This window comes from Paenibacillus borealis (assembly GCF_000758665.1).
In the GTDB taxonomy this organism is placed as follows: Bacteria; Bacillota; Bacilli; order Paenibacillales; family Paenibacillaceae; genus Paenibacillus_AQ; species Paenibacillus_AQ borealis.
Genome location: NZ_CP009285.1, coordinates 6,117,341 through 6,131,823 on the forward strand (window position 1 = coordinate 6,117,341; position 14,483 = coordinate 6,131,823).

The following is a 14,483-nucleotide window of genomic DNA, read 5'->3' on the forward strand; positions in this document are numbered from 1 at the left end:
TTATAGTGCTCCTTTCACGGCTTCAAGCTGTGCTGCAGGTTTCGGTGCCGTGATTCTGGCACCCGCCGCCAGCTGCGCCTGGCGCGAGCCTGCCGGCAGTTTCGCCTTGTGGTCTGCGATCATCTGCAGGAAACGGTCGAACAAGTAGCTGCTGTCATGCGGTCCCGGCGCCGCTTCCGGATGGTATTGCACCGAAAAAGCGGGGTAACGGGTATGCTTCAGTCCTTCAACGGTCTTATCATTGTTGTTAATATGCGTAACTTCCAGCTCCGTGTTCACTACGGATTCTTCATTAACCGTGTAACCATGGTTCTGCGATGTGATGAAGCAGCGTCCGCTCTCCAGCTCTTTGACCGGATGGTTACCGCCGCGATGGCCGAATTTGAGCTTCTCGGTATCTGCGCCGCATGCCAGCGCGAACAGCTGATGACCCAGGCAGATGCCGAAGATCGGATATTCGCCGAGCAGCTCGGAAATGGTCTTAACTGCATAAGGCACATCCTTAGGGTCCCCAGGACCGTTCGACAGCTGGATTCCATCCGGATTCAGGCGGCGGATCTCATCTGCAGTCACATCGTGAGGCACGACAACCACATCACAGCCGCGGCTGTTCAGCTCGCGCAGAATGCCTGTCTTCGCGCCGTAATCCACCAGGACAATGCGTTCTTTGTTCCCAGGACTGCTATATGTCTTAGTTGTGGAGGTACGGGCTACCTGATTGCGTAATTCTTCAATTGTAGTATCGCCCATCATTTCCATCAGTTCTTCCACACGTTTATTCGAAGTGGTGAGGATCGCCTTCATCGTGCCGTGATGGCGGATAATGCGGGTCAGCATCCGGGTATCAATCTCGCTGATTCCGGGAATGCCGTATTCCTTCAGCAGATCGTCTACACTGTATTCAGCACGCCAGTTGCTGGGCACAGTCTCGTGACGACGCACCACAAAGCCGTGCACAAAAGGGCGCACAGATTCGAAATCATCACGGGTAATGCCGTAATTTCCGATCAGCGGATACGTCATTGTGACGATTTGGCCGCAGTACGAAGGGTCCGACAGCACCTCCTGATATCCCGTAATTCCTGTGTTAAATACAACCTCGCCCGTCTTTTCGCCTTCCGCGCCAAATGCGGTGCCTGTAAACAGCGTTCCGTCCTGAAGCAGCAATCTCGCCTGCATTCCCTTCCACTCCTTCTTGTTTCTGTAGTCTGATGCTTATGTCACGGACTGCAGCCTGGCTGCAGGTACCGTCAGTTATACTTCACTCCATACGGCTCTACCGTCTACCCAAGTCTTCACCGGCCAGCCCTTAAGCTTCCATCCGCCAAAAGGAGTATTCCGCCCTTTGCTGGCAAACGATGCCGGATCTACTTCCTTCTCTTCATTCAAATCAATCAGTGTCAGATCGGCAGGCGCCCCTACTGCAAGGCTGCCTGTGTTCAATCTGAACACCCGGGCCGGATCAGCGGTCATCCGCTGGACCAGCAGGGACAGATCCCATTTGCCAGTGGCCACAAAAGCGGTATACAGCAGCGGGAAGGCTGTCTCAAAACCGACGATGCCAAACGGTGCAAGCTGCATGCCTTTTGCTTTCTCTTCCGCACTGTGCGGTGCGTGATCGGTAACGATAATATCCAGTGTGCCGTCCAGCAGGCCTTCGATGCAGGCTTCCACATCGCGGCGCGAGCGCAGCGGCGGGTTCATTTTCCAGTTCGCGTCCATTCCCGGAATGTCTTCCTCCGAGAGCAGCAGATGATGCGGGCACACCTCAGCGGTCACCTTGATGCCAATCTGCTTCGCTTGACGAATCAGCCGTACCGATTGCTCGGTGCTGACATGGCAGACATGGTAGTGGACGCCCGTAGCTTCAGACAGCAGAATGTCGCGGCCTACATGAATGGCTTCCGACTCGTTCGGAATTCCCTTGAGGCCATGCTTATCGGCAAAAGTACCTTCCGCTACCGCGCAGCCCTCAACCAGCGAGTTGTCCTCACAGTGAGCGATGACCGGCATATCCAGTCCAGCCGCCAGCTTCATGGCATCCTTCATCATCTGTGCGCTCTGTACGCCTACACCGTCGTCGGTGAAGCCAATCGCTCCAGCCTCCTTCAGTGCCGCGAAATCAGTCAGCTCAAGTCCCAGCTCATTCTTCGTAATGGCCGCATAAGGCAGCACCTTCACAAGTCCGGCTTCACGCGCCTTATCCTTCACCAGCTGGACGATCTCTGCACTGTCTGTTACCGGGCGTGTATTCGGCATGCAGGCAATGGTTGTGAATCCGCCCTTGGCCGCCGAACGCGCGCCGGTCTCAATCGTTTCCTTATGCTCAAACCCCGGTTCACGTAAGTGCACATGCATATCGATCAGTCCCGGAATCAGCAGCTTGCCTTCCGCTTCAATAATCTCCCCAGCTTCTTCTACTGCTTCTGCAGCATCCTGAATCTTAGAGATTACCCCGTCCAACACGACAATATGCTTGCGCTCCAGCACGCCTTCTTGGCTTATTACACTGGCGTTTTTAATGATCACGGTTATGATTCTCCTTTGTGCCTCTGGCCGCAGCCGTAAGCTCTTTAGTTATTATATAATAAAAATTCATCTTTGTGTATATTTATTAGTAAAGTTATGTGAGGTTTTTTTGCGGAATCTTGCTACTGAAGTGCTCTCTCCATCACTGCCATCCGAACCGGCACTCCATTCGCCATCTGCGGGAAAATCCGTGACTGGCTGCTCTCCACCACTGCATCATCGATCTCCACATTGCGGTTGACCGGCGCCGGGTGCATGATGATCGTTCCCTTGTCCAGCTTCGCAGCGCGTTCTTCTGTAAGTCCGAAGTGCTCCCGGTACTCTGCGGCCGATAAAATAATACCGGAGGAATGCCGTTCCAGCTGCACTCTCAGCATCATGACCACATCCGCTTTCAGCGCTTCTTCCATTGAAACGTATGGAGCGTAAGCGGCAAGCTCAGGAGCCTGCATATTCGCCGGTGCGCAGAACTGGACGCTTGCGCCCATCTTGGTTAACGCCCACAGGTTAGAGCGTGCCACCCGGCTATGCATAATATCCCCGATAATCGACACTTTCAGGCCCTTCAGCTCGCCAAAATGCTTGCGCATCGTGTAGAGGTCCAGCAGCGCCTGCGTCGGGTGTTCGTTGTTGCCGTCTCCGGCATTGATCAGCGGAATGTTCACCTTCTCGGCCAGCTGCTGCAGCACGCCTGCAGGCTTCAAACGTACAACTCCGGCATCGATCCCCATCGATTCTAAGGTGCGGACGGTATCGTAGATCGACTCGCCTTTTTCTACACTGGAAGCTGCCGCCGTGAAGTTCAGCACCTGAACGCCCAGCCGTTTCTCGGCCATTTCGAAGGAGAAGCGGGTCCGCGTGCTGTTCTCAAAAAACATGTTGGCAACAAAATGCGATCTCAGCACCGGCGTGAGCTTCTCGCTCTGATTGTCCCAGTAAGCCGTTCTGTTCAAAAGCTGGCTGATTTCCGAACCGTCCAGTTCCTTAATCCCCAGCAGACTGCGTTCCTTCACTTTCGTTGCCGTCATCATTGTTATCGTTCCTCCCGGTTTGAAATAATGTACACTTCGTCCTTGCCGTCGTATTCGGTCAGTGACACTTCAATCTGCTCATGCCTGGAGGTAGGTACGTTCTTGCCGATATAGTCGGGGCGGATGGGCAGTTCCCGGTGTCCGCGGTCAGCCAGTACAGCCAGCTGGATCATCCGCGGCCGTCCGCAATCCATCAGTGCATCCATCGCCGCCCGGATCGTTCTGCCTGTGTACAGCACATCGTCGAACAGAATCACTTTCTTGTCCCTAATGCCGTTGCTGCCCGGGGGCAGGGTCAGATTGCTGTTGACCACCGCCTTGTCCATCGACTCCCTGTTGTCACCGCCGCCTTCGCGGTCATCGCGGTAATGCGTGATATCCAGCTCACCGTAAGGTATATCCACGCCTTCAATCTCCTTGATACGCTCCGCAATCCGCTGGGCCAGATAAATCCCTCTCGTACGGATGCCGACCAGCAGACAATTCTCAATACCTTTGTTCTTCTCCAAAATCTCATGTGCAATGCGTGACAGTGCCCGGCGAATCGCCGTTTCGTCCATAATGACATTTTTTTCAGTAACCATCATCGTGCCATCCTCCTGCTTGATCGCCTGTTCAAGTTCCCGGATAAACAAAAAACTCCTTGCCCGAAACAGGCAAGGAGTGAAATCCGCAGATTCAAAAAGATGGCGTGTCCGCGCGCATAAAAAGGCCCTCCGATCTCATACGGATTCCTGCTTCCATGTTCGCGAACCTCGATTCACGTTACCTTGCCAGCCTCACGGGACTGAATTAAAGGCGCATATTCAACTAAAGGGAATTATGACAGATGAAAGGGGCGGTGTCAAATGTTTAAAGAGTTAGTTTAGGTAAAAGGCGCGGCTGCGGTGATTTTGGACTTCCGGCCGCTGCCCATCTCCAGATTTATTTGATTAACCGCTAAGCGGATTAAATCCGGAGACAAAGGCGGACGCTATCGCTCCTACAGTTCCAAAATCCCCTCCGCCGCTTCCACCTAAACGGTGTGAAAGAATTTCCCGCCACCCGGGGAGGGATGGGGCAGGCAAGGCGGCACTATAGCGCTGCGCTGATAGTGCAAACTGCGGATAGCGAACTGCGAAGTGCGAAGTGCGAAGTACTTTATGAACTGCGAGTTGCGAGCATACAGATGACGCAACATACGACGCAACAGACGACGTTAAGAAACTAGAGCTAAAGCAGCTTCACTTTAACCAACCAAGTATTTATAGCTTTGTATTTTGGGCTGATTGTATTCTATACAATAGATTTCGTGAAATCCCCCGCTGAACTCCGTTCTACTGTATTTCGTACAATTGAATTGCAGGTTTCTGCTCAAATACACCACTTTCGCAGAATTCCACTGTACAGAATGCAATAGATTCACTTTTCAGGCCCGTTCTGGAGTCATCTACTGTATTAAATACAATAGATATAGATCCCAGCAACATCCACCGCATCTCCCGCCACTCTCCTCATCCCACATCCCCTTCTAAGTTACTCTCATCCCCGCTAAGCTTATTTTCGTTCCCGCCCCGCCTCTGCTATGATGAAAGTGGAGGCGAAATAGATCATGGAGCTGGATTTTATTACAGTGGATCATTGGGATGAACAACTGTGGAAGCAAATGGAGCAGATGTACCATGAGGCTTTCCCGAGCGGCGCTAAGTCAAAAGGGATTCTCCGCAGTATGCTGGACCGGAAGATTGCTTATTTACATGCGGGACTGGACAATGGACAAGTTGTTGCGATGGCAGTAACTGGAGTAGTGGGTGCAGCGGAGGATAAGAAGCTGGTCATTGATTACTTAGCGGTGGAGAAGAAACTGCGCGGAGCCGGGACAGGAAGCTGGTTCCTCGGACAAATCAGAGACTGGGCTATCCAAGAACACAGGATCCGGGGCATCATCATTGAGGCCGAATCCGGAACCTCGGATACACACAAGGAACGCATTCATTTCTGGGAGCGGAACGGATTCGTCCTGACCTCCTATGTCCATCAATATATCTGGGTGCCGGAGCCGTATCAGGCGATGCTGCTGCCGCTGGATGGAACCGGGAATGTGCCGGATGACGGCGAAGCACTGTTCCGTTATATCAATGCCTTTCACAGCAAGGCCTACCGGAAAGGTTAGGCTGCTGTCCGATCAGGTCAGCCGGAAGCTGCCGGCTGGCTTGTTTTTATATTCGAGGCTGCTAACGGCACATCCCTCCCACCGCCGCCATATGCAGTCGTCAACCCAACCCATTAGCTCTTTGTCCAAGTAATGTTGCACATTTTACAGGATTTTTGCTCTGCAAATGCATCATCGGGCTAAATGTTGTATTTTTTACAGCATTTAAGCTTAATATTTACTTTTCTGAAGCGGATTGTTGTAAAAGGTGCAGGATTTGCGCTCTCAGGGCCTGTTTCGTCTGAGTAAAGTTGCAGTTTGTACAACAATAGACCAGACCGGAGTGGATAGTGAGGCTCGGGAGCGATCGGCTGCCATAATAAAAGCCGCCGCAGATTCCTCTGCAGCGGCCCCATCAACCAAACTTAAAATTCGAATTCAACGTCGCTCAGACGTCTTTGGATTTCGGAAATTACACGCTTCTCATCTTCCTCGCCCTTGGCAACGAAGGTAACGGAGAAACGTACGAACGCGCCGGCATCATCCCAAGGCACGGTGGAGATCAGCTTCTCGCGGATCAGGAACTGTGAGAAATCTTCGCCGGATTCGAAGCGGCGTCCGCCTTTAACGCCTTTTGGAGCAGCTACATAGAGGAAGAAAGAACCCTTCGGTTTCTCTGCCTTGAAGCCCAGGCTGTTCAGTGCATCCACCAGCATGTTGTGGCGGCGGGAGTACTTGGCAGCAATCGCTTCGGTAATCTCAGGATGAGACAGGCCGTATGCGGCAGCTTTTTGAATGGCGATGAATTGACCGGAGTCGTTGTTGTCCTTCACATCACTGAAAGCTTTGACAATCAGCGGGTTGCCTGCTACGAAACCGATTCTCCAGCCGGTCATGTTATAGGACTTGGATAGGGAATGAAGCTCCACGCCGACATCCTTCGCCCCAGGCACGGACAGGAAGCTCAGCGGCTTCACGCCGTCATAAGTCAGCGCGGCGTATGGTGCGTCATGGATAACGACTACATCATATTCCTTGGCCCAGGCTACTACTTCGCTGAAAAATTCAGGAGTTGCGCTTGCACCCGTAGGGTTGTTCGGATAGTTCAGGTAGAGCAGCTTCGCCTTGTGGGCTACGTCTTCCGGAATGGAGTTCAGGTCAGGCAGGAAGTTGTTCTCTTTCTTAAGCTCTACGGAGTAGACTTGTCCACCCAGATATTTGGTGTGGGTACCCAGCACCGGATAACCCGGAACGGTCATGATCGTGATGTCCCCCGGATTAATGAAGACAGATGGCAGCATCGCCAGCGCTGGCTTCGAACCGATGGAATGCACGATTTCAGTTACAGGGTCAACGCCGTCTACCTGGAATACTTCCTTAAGATAGACTGCCGCTGCAGCCTTGAATTCAGGAATTCCGTTGTCGGAATATCCGCGGTTTTCTTCTTTGGCAGCTTCCAGCGCAAGTCTGGCCACAATGCCTTCATCCGCCATTTCGTCCGGCTCGCCGACGCCCATGTCGATTAGTTCAATGTTAGGAAAATCCTGCTTCGCCGATGCTTTGGCGCGTTTGATTTTCTCGAATTTATAGATGGAAGTGTCCTTGCCATATCCGGCGCCGCCGATGCGGTCCGCAAAATTAGTCTGAATGAATGTTTCCTGATATTGTTCAATACTCATAATCTTCGTCTCATCTCCTGGCTATTGTTGTGAATCCATGCTCTAAATATGAAGCAAAGCCCCCTTAGAAGCCATGGACTTATAATCTATTCATTTGTACTTATTTGCTGCGCAGCGTGTACAGCACTTCTTCCATATCTGCCGGAACCGGCGCGCTGAACTCCTTATACTCACCGGTAGAAGGATGTACAAATCCCAGTACAGCGGCATGCAAAGCCTGTCCGGTCATCGTCGTACCTTTGCTGCGTCCATAGATTGGATCACCGACCAGCGGGTGACCGATGAACTTCATATGCACACGGATCTGATGCGTCCGTCCGGTCTCCAGCTGCAGCTCAAGCAGTGTACAATCGCCGAACCGCTCCATTACCGTAAAATGCGTCACAGAACGCTTACTGTTCTTCTCGGTAACTACGTATAGCTTGCGGTCATGCGGATCACGGCCGATTGGCGCATCTACTGTGCCCTTATCATGAGACAGATTGCCATGCACCACTGCGATGTAGCGACGGGTTACACTGTGCTCCTTCAGCTGGGCGGCCAGTGAAGCATGACTGGCGTCATTCTTGGCAGCCATAATGAGGCCGGAGGTATCCTTGTCGATGCGGTGCACAATGCCCGGACGAATCTCGCCGTTAATGCCCGACAGGTCCTTGCAATGATACATCAGCGCATTGACCAGGGTGCCTGAGGGATGTCCTACTGCCGGATGCACCACCATACCGCGCGGCTTATTCACCACGATAACGTCGCTGTCTTCATATACAACCTCAAGCGGGATATTCTCCGCAATCAAATCCGTAACTTCGGCTTCCGGCACCGTTACAGCCACCTTATCGCCTTCATACAACTTATAGTTAGCTTTGACAGGAGCACCGTTCACTGTAACATGCCCGCCGCTGATCCACAGCTGAACCTGGGAGCGTGAAACCTCTTCTTCCCAAGACTCTGTAATGTACTTATCAATCCGTTCCCGGGCATTCTCCGCGGCAACCATCCATTCGGTGACGTCTCTTTCTTCTTCGAGGGCGCCAGAAACCGCCAACTCATTGACGTCTTTATTCAAAATCATTCATTCCCTTCTTTGACTTCCTGTGATTCCTTGACCTCGGTGACCTCCTGTTCGCCCTTCACATCCAGCAGCGTATCGAGAATAATCAGAGCTACCCCGACCACGATGCAGGAATCGGCCACGTTGAAGATCGGGAACGTATAGCTGCCGAAATTGAACATCAGGAAATCTACGACTTCACCATTCAGAATCCGGTCGAGGAAGTTTCCGACTGCTCCGCCAAGCACCAGCGCAAGTGCCGTAGGCAGCAATTTGCGGGTCTTCCGGGCCTTGTTCAGATACCATACGATACCGGCAACAACAATAACCGTAATTACAATGAAGAACCACTGCTGTCCTTCAAGAATTCCGAAAGCGGCTCCACGATTGCGGTGGGACGTAATAATGAAGAAATCCTTGATAACCGGAATCTGCTCTGCGATCTCCAGCCGGGTAGCAATCAGATATTTGGTACCCTGGTCAATCAAAAATACAATTAGCGCAATCAGAAAGTACACCACAGAAGTTGTCACTCCGTTCTTATTTTTCCCGCGGTCCCGCGGTACGAATACTGTATAAAGACTTGTATATTGTAGCACAGGCCTCAAGATACCGTCCATTGCAAGGCACTCTAAACCCGCCAAAGTCCGCACACTATTTTCCATCGCTAAAAAAGGCACCCTGCGGTCAAGCTATACAAGTAGAAACGGCTTTGCCGCCATGCACAAGGGCGTTACCGTTTCAGCGAGGAATAGCCACCGAAAGGAGTTCACAGCAATGAGCCATCTGACACCAACCCAGCTCTCCGGGCTGCGCGCATTACTGCTACAGCAACAGGAGGACATCAGGCACAGGCTGCAGAATAATGAGCATTACGGACTGCAGGAGGGCATGCGCGATACCACCGGGGAGCTGTCCGAGATTGACAACCATCCCGGCGATGCTGCCACCGAGCTGTATAACCGTTCCATGGATATTTCCCTGCTGGAGCGGGACGAGCATGAGCTGGACGATATCGAAGCGGCGCTGCGGGCGATGGATGAAGGCACCTACGGCATTTGCATAGCCAGCGGCGAACCGATTCCTTATGAACGTCTGGCTGCGATTCCATCCACCCGTTACACCAAAGAGCACGCTCCCCGCCAGAACGCTCCGTTCACCCGGCCGGTGGAGGAGGAGCTGTTGTCTCCGCCTTTTGGACGCACCAGCCTGGATGAGCGGGACGGCCAGAACGGCTTCGACGGTGAGGATGCCTGGCAAGTCGTGGAGAGCTGGGGCAACTCTGATTCCCCTGCCATGGCCGAAGGCAATAACATCAGTTCCTACAATGACATGGAGATCGAAGCGGACGAAACCGAAGGCTTCGTGGAGCCCTGGGAGAATTTCGTCGCCACCGACATTACCGGCAATCATCTGACCATCATCAAAGGCAACAGTTACCGCCATTACATGGACGAGGGGGAAGGCGACTACCTGCTGGACCCGCTCAAAAAAGAAAAGGAGTAGCCGCGTGCTGCTCCTTTTTTATTTTTGCAGGCGGATTCAGAACGTCTTCAGCTCCAGCTGATGCTGTACGATCCGCACAATGTCAGCGATATAGTCCCCGATAATCGGCAGGTTCAATGCCCCAAGCACCTGAAGCACATAAATAATCGTCGCCGCAAAAAAAGTGAATCCGAGCGCAATCCCCAGCCCCCGGGCAACGCCGGATAAAATATTCAGCCAGATCAGCCGGAACGGCGAATGCAGCAGCTCCGTATATTCCGAAATCCGCGATTTCTCCATCTGCTGGGCCAGCTGGGTGGTCATCCGGTACAGTGCGTTCAGCTTCTCCTCCTGCGGCAAAGCTGCCGGATCACCGGCTGCTGAGAGCACGGCTGCAGGCTTTTGAGGGGAGACTGGTGTCTGTATGCGCTCCCCGGAATGCAGGAATTGCCGCTTCTCCTCCGGTGCTTTACCGGTATCGCTGCTGCTGTTTACTCCTGAGGTATGAATTGAAATTCTGCCCGGCCCTTCCGGCCCCACCGGTCTTTCCGGCTTCCCGGCCTCTACCTCACTGTCTTTCCATCCGCCCATGCCTCCGGCACCTCCCTGATTCTCTATGTCCCGCAAAGCAAACGAGCCCGGTTAAAGAGAGTAGTCTCTTTAAGCACGGGGCTCGTCATTTTGCATTCTAACCCATAGAATCTTTTCCTTTGCGGCTAGTATATGCCATATAGGGACAAGTGATGCAGGGTACAGGCGTTACTTAAGCTCCGATATGAATTCCGATGCTCTTGCCGCCGGCATCCACAGTTTCATAGGTATAGTCTCCGTCAAAATCAACCGTAGTCACCAGCACATTCTCGCGCAGCACATGCTCGAATGCAGTAACCGCCGCCTTCAGCTCGTCATCGACATGCAGCGTAAGGGCAATCCGTTTGTCGATCGGCAGATCCAGACGTTTGCGGTAATCCTGCACCGCACGTACAACTTCGCGTACCCAGCCTTCCTGCACCAGCTCCGGTGTAATTTCGGTGTTCAGCGCCACCGTCAGGCCGTAGCCGGAAGCCGAGGCAAAACCTGGTTTGGCCTGCTTCTCCACCAGCAGCTCCTCGGAAGTGATCTGCAGCTCTTCCCCATCCGGCGATACAATGGCAAGTCCGCCGTCCTGTACGGTTTTGCGGGTAGCATCACTATCCATAGCTTTGAGGAAGCCTTGCAGGAAGCCGACATTCTTGCCGTATTTCTTGCCCGCGACCTTCAGGTTCAGCTTCAGGGTGAAGTCCACAAATCCGCTGTCGCTGTGCTCGATCACAATATGCTTCACGTTGATTTCGTCTTTGATCAGCTCTTCATAATCCGCCACATTGAAGTCATCATCAATCGATGCGATCAGCTCAGACAATGGCTGGCGGGTCTTGATGCCGCTCTCGTTGCGTACGTTACGGGCCAGTTCCACGATCCCTCTGGCGCTCTCCATATCTTTTTCCAGCGCAAGATCGATCAGATTCTCATCCGCTACCGGGTAATCCGCGAGATGCACGCTTTCGCCGCCGCCCAGGTTCGTAAAGATATCCTCGGACAGCATCGGTGTGAACGGTGCCATCAGCGTAGCCGTTGTCAGCAGGACATGCGTGAGTGTGCGGTATGCGTCCAGCTTCTCTTCGCCCAGCCCGCTGCCCCAGAAACGGTCACGGGAACGGCGGATGTACCAGTTGCTCAGCTCATCCACGAAATTCTCAACCGCTTTGGACGTGTTGACGAAATCGTTAACGGCAAGACCTTTATCCACCAGCAGGATCAGACTATTCAAGCGGGACAGAATCCAGCGGTCGAGCTTATGCTCCGATAGTTTGAACGGATGATCCGCAGGATCGTAGCCGTCAATACCGGCATACAGCGTCAGGAAAGCATGCGTGTTAACCAGCGTATCTACCACCTTGGACTTCGTCTCTCCTACCAGACCGCGCGAAAAGCGTTTGTTGTTCCAAGGCGCACTGTCGGACAGAATGGCCCAGCGGAACGCATCCGTGCCGTATTCGTTCATGATTTCCCAAGGGTCGATAACATTGCCTTTGGATTTGGACATCTTCTGGCCGTTCTCATCGAAAATATGACCATGGGCGATAACCGCCTTGTAAGGTGCTTTACCCGTGAACAGCGTCGATACGGCAAGCAGGCTGTAGAACCAGCCGCGTGTCTGGTCGATCCCTTCGCAGATCATATCCGCCGGATACTGGTCAGCGAATCTGTCTTCATTCTCAAAAGGATAGTGACTCTGGGCGAACGGCATCGAGCCGCTGTCAAACCATACATCGATCACTTCCGGTGTGCGTACCATTACGCCACCTTCGCTGAACGGGCTCCGCAGCTTGATATTGTCCACGTACGGCTTATGGAGCTCGATATCCTCCGCTACCTCGCCGATCGCCATCGATCTCAGCTCAGCGATGCTGTGCGGTGCGAATTCCTTGCCGGTGTCCTGGCAGACCCAGACATTCAACGGCGTGCCCCAGTAGCGGTTGCGGCTGATGTTCCAGTCCACGAGCTCTTCCAGGAACTTACCGAAGCGGCCTTCACGTACATGATCCGGATACCAGTTCACACTGTTATTGTTGGCGATCAGCTGATCCTTGATCGCTGTTGTCTGGATGAACCAGCTGTCTGTTGCATAATAGAGCAGCGGAGTATCGCAGCGCCAGCAGAACGGATAGCTGTGCTCGTATTTTTCTTTACTGTAGAGCAGTCCCCGTTCGGACAATACCTTCACGATATCGAGGTCGACGTCTTTCACGAACCGTCCGGCAAAATCGCTCACCACACTGGTGTATTTACCGGAGGTATCCACCACATTCACGAAGCTGATGCCATTCTCGCGGCAGCTCTTGTAGTCATCCTCACCATGTGCCGGAGCCATATGCACGATCCCGGTACCGCTGGAATCCGTAACAAACGATGCGCCTACGATCACATTATGCTTCTCTGCCTTGATATAATCGAACGGCGGAGTGTAGCTCTGGCCGATGAAGTCAGCACCTGTATGGGTAGACAGGATTGTATACTCGCCCTTAAGCACTTCGTCTACAAGGTTCTTGGCCAGCACATACACGCCGTCTTCCTGCTGAGCACGGACATACTCCATATTCGGGTTCATGGCGAGCGCCATATGCGCCGGAAGAGTCCAAGGCGTGGTCGTCCAGGCCAGCACATAATCGCCGCTGCCGTCCAGCTTGAACTTCGCTGTAGCACTCAGGTCTTTGACTGTCTTGTAGCCCTGCGCCACCTCGTGGGAGCTCAGTGTAGTCTGACAGCTCGGGCAGTACGGGCTGACCCGGTGTCCGCGGTACATCAGGCCTTTGTCATGCACCGTAGCAAGGATGTTCCAAACGCTCTCGATATAGGTGTTATCCAGCGTAACATACGGGTTATCCAGATCCGTCCAGTAGCCGATCGCTTCCGTGAACTCGCGCCACTGCTTCTCATAGCCGAATACACTTTCCTTACATTCCTTAATGAACTTCTCCACACCGTATTCTTCGATATCCTGCTTGCCGGAGATTCCAAGCTTCTTCTGCACGCCGAGTTCCACCGGCAGGCCGTGGGTATCCCAGCCCGCTTTGCGGATGACACGGAAGCCCTTCATCGTCTGGTAACGCCCGACGAAGTCCTTGATGACCCGGCCCAGCACGTGCCCGATATGCGGCACGCCGTTCGCCGTCGGAGGGCCTTCATAGAACACATAGTTCGGGCGTCCTTCGCGATTTTCCATGGATCTGCGGAACGTATTCTCGTCGCTCCATTTCTTCAATATACGGACATCTCTGGCCCGTGCTTTTTCTTTGACATCTACTTTTTGCATGATGGTCAATCCTTCCGTGGTTTAGTCTTTAAACCTTTTTTCGGATTACATCCGAGCCTTTTATAAACTTTAAAACAATAAAAACTTTCCAAACATTAAAACCTTTCTAAACATTAAAACCATCAAAACCTTTCCAAGCTTTTCGATCCCTCCCAAACCCTCCCTTCGCCAAGGGAGGGCCCCAAGGGCTCCGCCCTCTGGACACCTGGAAAGTTTGTCGATGTTCCTGGGAGAGGCGTTTGGTGTGTTAATGTGGTTGCAGTGCCCGCTTACGCCGCAAGCGGCACGCTTTACCTCAAGCAATCCGGCCCGCGAACCCGTTAGGGCAGCGCTGGGCCGGGGCCTCGCTCTTGCGTGGCATCCGGCCCGCGAACCCGAAGGGCAGCGCTGGGCCGGGGCTTCGCTCTTGCGTGGCATCCGGCCCGCGAACCCGTTAGGGCAGCGCTAGGCCGGGGTCTCGCTCTTGCCGTTGCACCCGGCCCGCGAACCCGTTAGGGCAGCGCTGGGTCGGGGCCTCGTTCTTGCCGTTGCACCCGGCCCGCGAACCCGTTAGGGCAGCGCTGGGCCGGGGCTTCGCTCTTGCCGTGGCACCCGGCCCGCGAACCCGAAGGGCAGCGCTGGGCTGAGGCTTCGCTCTTGCGTGGCATCCGGCCCGCGAACCCCTTAGGGCATCGCTGGGCCGGGGCTTCGCTCTTGCCGTTGCACCCGGCCCGCGAACCCG

At 53.6% G+C, this 14,483-nt stretch carries 11 protein-coding genes; 2 read left to right on the plus strand and 9 right to left on the minus strand.

Features of this window, described 5'->3' with window-relative positions; translation table 11 throughout:
• The 4 genes from carA to pyrR all read right to left on the minus strand — a co-directional run bounded on the left by carA (window position 1) and on the right by pyrR (window position 4,144).
• Window positions 1–1,179, minus strand: a complete 1,179-nt coding sequence (gene carA / locus PBOR_RS25980; RefSeq protein WP_042216665.1) for a glutamine-hydrolyzing carbamoyl-phosphate synthase small subunit — start codon at window positions 1,177–1,179, stop codon at window positions 1–3.
• A 75-nt stretch (window positions 1,180–1,254) separates the two neighbouring features.
• Window positions 1,255–2,535 carry a dihydroorotase gene (locus PBOR_RS25985; protein ID WP_042216667.1) on the minus strand — a complete coding sequence of 427 codons (1,281 nt, stop codon included), beginning with the start codon at window positions 2,533–2,535 and terminating at the stop codon, window positions 1,255–1,257.
• A 116-nt stretch (window positions 2,536–2,651) separates the two neighbouring features.
• Window positions 2,652–3,560: an aspartate carbamoyltransferase catalytic subunit gene (locus PBOR_RS25990; RefSeq protein ID WP_042216669.1), complete on the minus strand. Its 909-nt coding sequence runs from the start codon at window positions 3,558–3,560 to the stop codon at window positions 2,652–2,654.
• A 2-nt stretch (window positions 3,561–3,562) separates the two neighbouring features.
• Entirely contained in the window at window positions 3,563–4,144 is a 582-nt protein-coding gene (gene pyrR / locus PBOR_RS25995; protein ID WP_042219957.1) for a bifunctional pyr operon transcriptional regulator/uracil phosphoribosyltransferase PyrR, read from the minus strand.
• A gap of 1,007 nt (window positions 4,145–5,151) precedes the next feature.
• Here pyrR and PBOR_RS26000 point away from each other — a divergent pair.
• Window positions 5,152–5,712: a GNAT family N-acetyltransferase gene (locus PBOR_RS26000; protein ID WP_042216670.1), complete on the plus strand. Its 561-nt coding sequence runs from the start codon at window positions 5,152–5,154 to the stop codon at window positions 5,710–5,712.
• Between the two features lie 404 nt (window positions 5,713–6,116).
• Here the strand turns inward: PBOR_RS26000 and PBOR_RS26005 are convergent, their stop codons facing one another.
• The 3 genes from PBOR_RS26005 to lspA form a co-directional block, all read right to left on the minus strand.
• Window positions 6,117–7,370, minus strand: coding sequence for an LL-diaminopimelate aminotransferase (locus tag PBOR_RS26005; protein WP_042216671.1), 1,254 nt, complete (start codon window positions 7,368–7,370; stop codon window positions 6,117–6,119).
• 100 nt (window positions 7,371–7,470) lie between these two features.
• The gene (locus PBOR_RS26010; protein ID WP_042216673.1) at window positions 7,471–8,442 is read right to left on the minus strand and encodes an RluA family pseudouridine synthase; all 972 of its coding nucleotides are present in this window, start codon (window positions 8,440–8,442) and stop codon (window positions 7,471–7,473) included.
• Complete coding sequence (gene lspA, locus PBOR_RS26015; protein ID WP_042219958.1) at window positions 8,439–8,942, minus strand: signal peptidase II; 504 nt, start codon at window positions 8,940–8,942, stop codon at window positions 8,439–8,441. Before lspA ends, PBOR_RS26010 begins: the two co-directional genes overlap by 4 nt.
• Window positions 8,943–9,198: 256 nt before the next feature.
• On the opposite strand from lspA, the gene PBOR_RS26020 reads away from it, so the two are divergent.
• Window positions 9,199–9,927 carry a TraR/DksA C4-type zinc finger protein gene (locus PBOR_RS26020; protein WP_042216675.1) on the plus strand — a complete coding sequence of 243 codons (729 nt, stop codon included), beginning with the start codon at window positions 9,199–9,201 and terminating at the stop codon, window positions 9,925–9,927.
• Between the two features lie 36 nt (window positions 9,928–9,963).
• On the opposite strand, the gene PBOR_RS26025 is transcribed toward PBOR_RS26020, so the two are convergent.
• A complete protein-coding gene (locus PBOR_RS26025; protein WP_099052560.1) occupies window positions 9,964–10,296 on the minus strand; it encodes a DUF5665 domain-containing protein in 333 nt (110 codons plus the stop codon).
• Between the two features lie 373 nt (window positions 10,297–10,669).
• On the minus strand, window positions 10,670–13,762 hold the full coding sequence (ileS, locus tag PBOR_RS26030) for an isoleucine--tRNA ligase (RefSeq protein ID WP_042216676.1): 3,093 nt from the start codon (window positions 13,760–13,762) through the stop codon (window positions 10,670–10,672).
• Window positions 13,763–14,483 lie beyond the last annotated feature (721 nt).

What these genes read in the sequence shown, in the direction of transcription:
- carA (WP_042216665.1), bottom strand. Translation starts at nt 1,179, where the DNA reads ATGCAGGCGAGATTGCTGCTTCAGGACGGAACGCTGTTTACAGGCACC.
- PBOR_RS25990 (WP_042216669.1), bottom strand. Translation starts at nt 3,560, where the DNA reads ATGATGACGGCAACGAAAGTGAAGGAACGCAGTCTGCTGGGGATTAAG.
- pyrR (WP_042219957.1), bottom strand. Translation starts at nt 4,144, where the DNA reads ATGGTTACTGAAAAAAATGTCATTATGGACGAAACGGCGATTCGCCGG.
- PBOR_RS26000 (WP_042216670.1), top strand. Translation starts at nt 5,152, where the DNA reads ATGGAGCTGGATTTTATTACAGTGGATCATTGGGATGAACAACTGTGG.
- PBOR_RS26005 (WP_042216671.1), bottom strand. Translation starts at nt 7,370, where the DNA reads ATGAGTATTGAACAATATCAGGAAACATTCATTCAGACTAATTTTGCG.
- PBOR_RS26010 (WP_042216673.1), bottom strand. Translation starts at nt 8,442, where the DNA reads ATGATTTTGAATAAAGACGTCAATGAGTTGGCGGTTTCTGGCGCCCTC.
- PBOR_RS26020 (WP_042216675.1), top strand. Translation starts at nt 9,199, where the DNA reads ATGAGCCATCTGACACCAACCCAGCTCTCCGGGCTGCGCGCATTACTG.
- ileS (WP_042216676.1), bottom strand. Translation starts at nt 13,762, where the DNA reads ATGCAAAAAGTAGATGTCAAAGAAAAAGCACGGGCCAGAGATGTCCGT.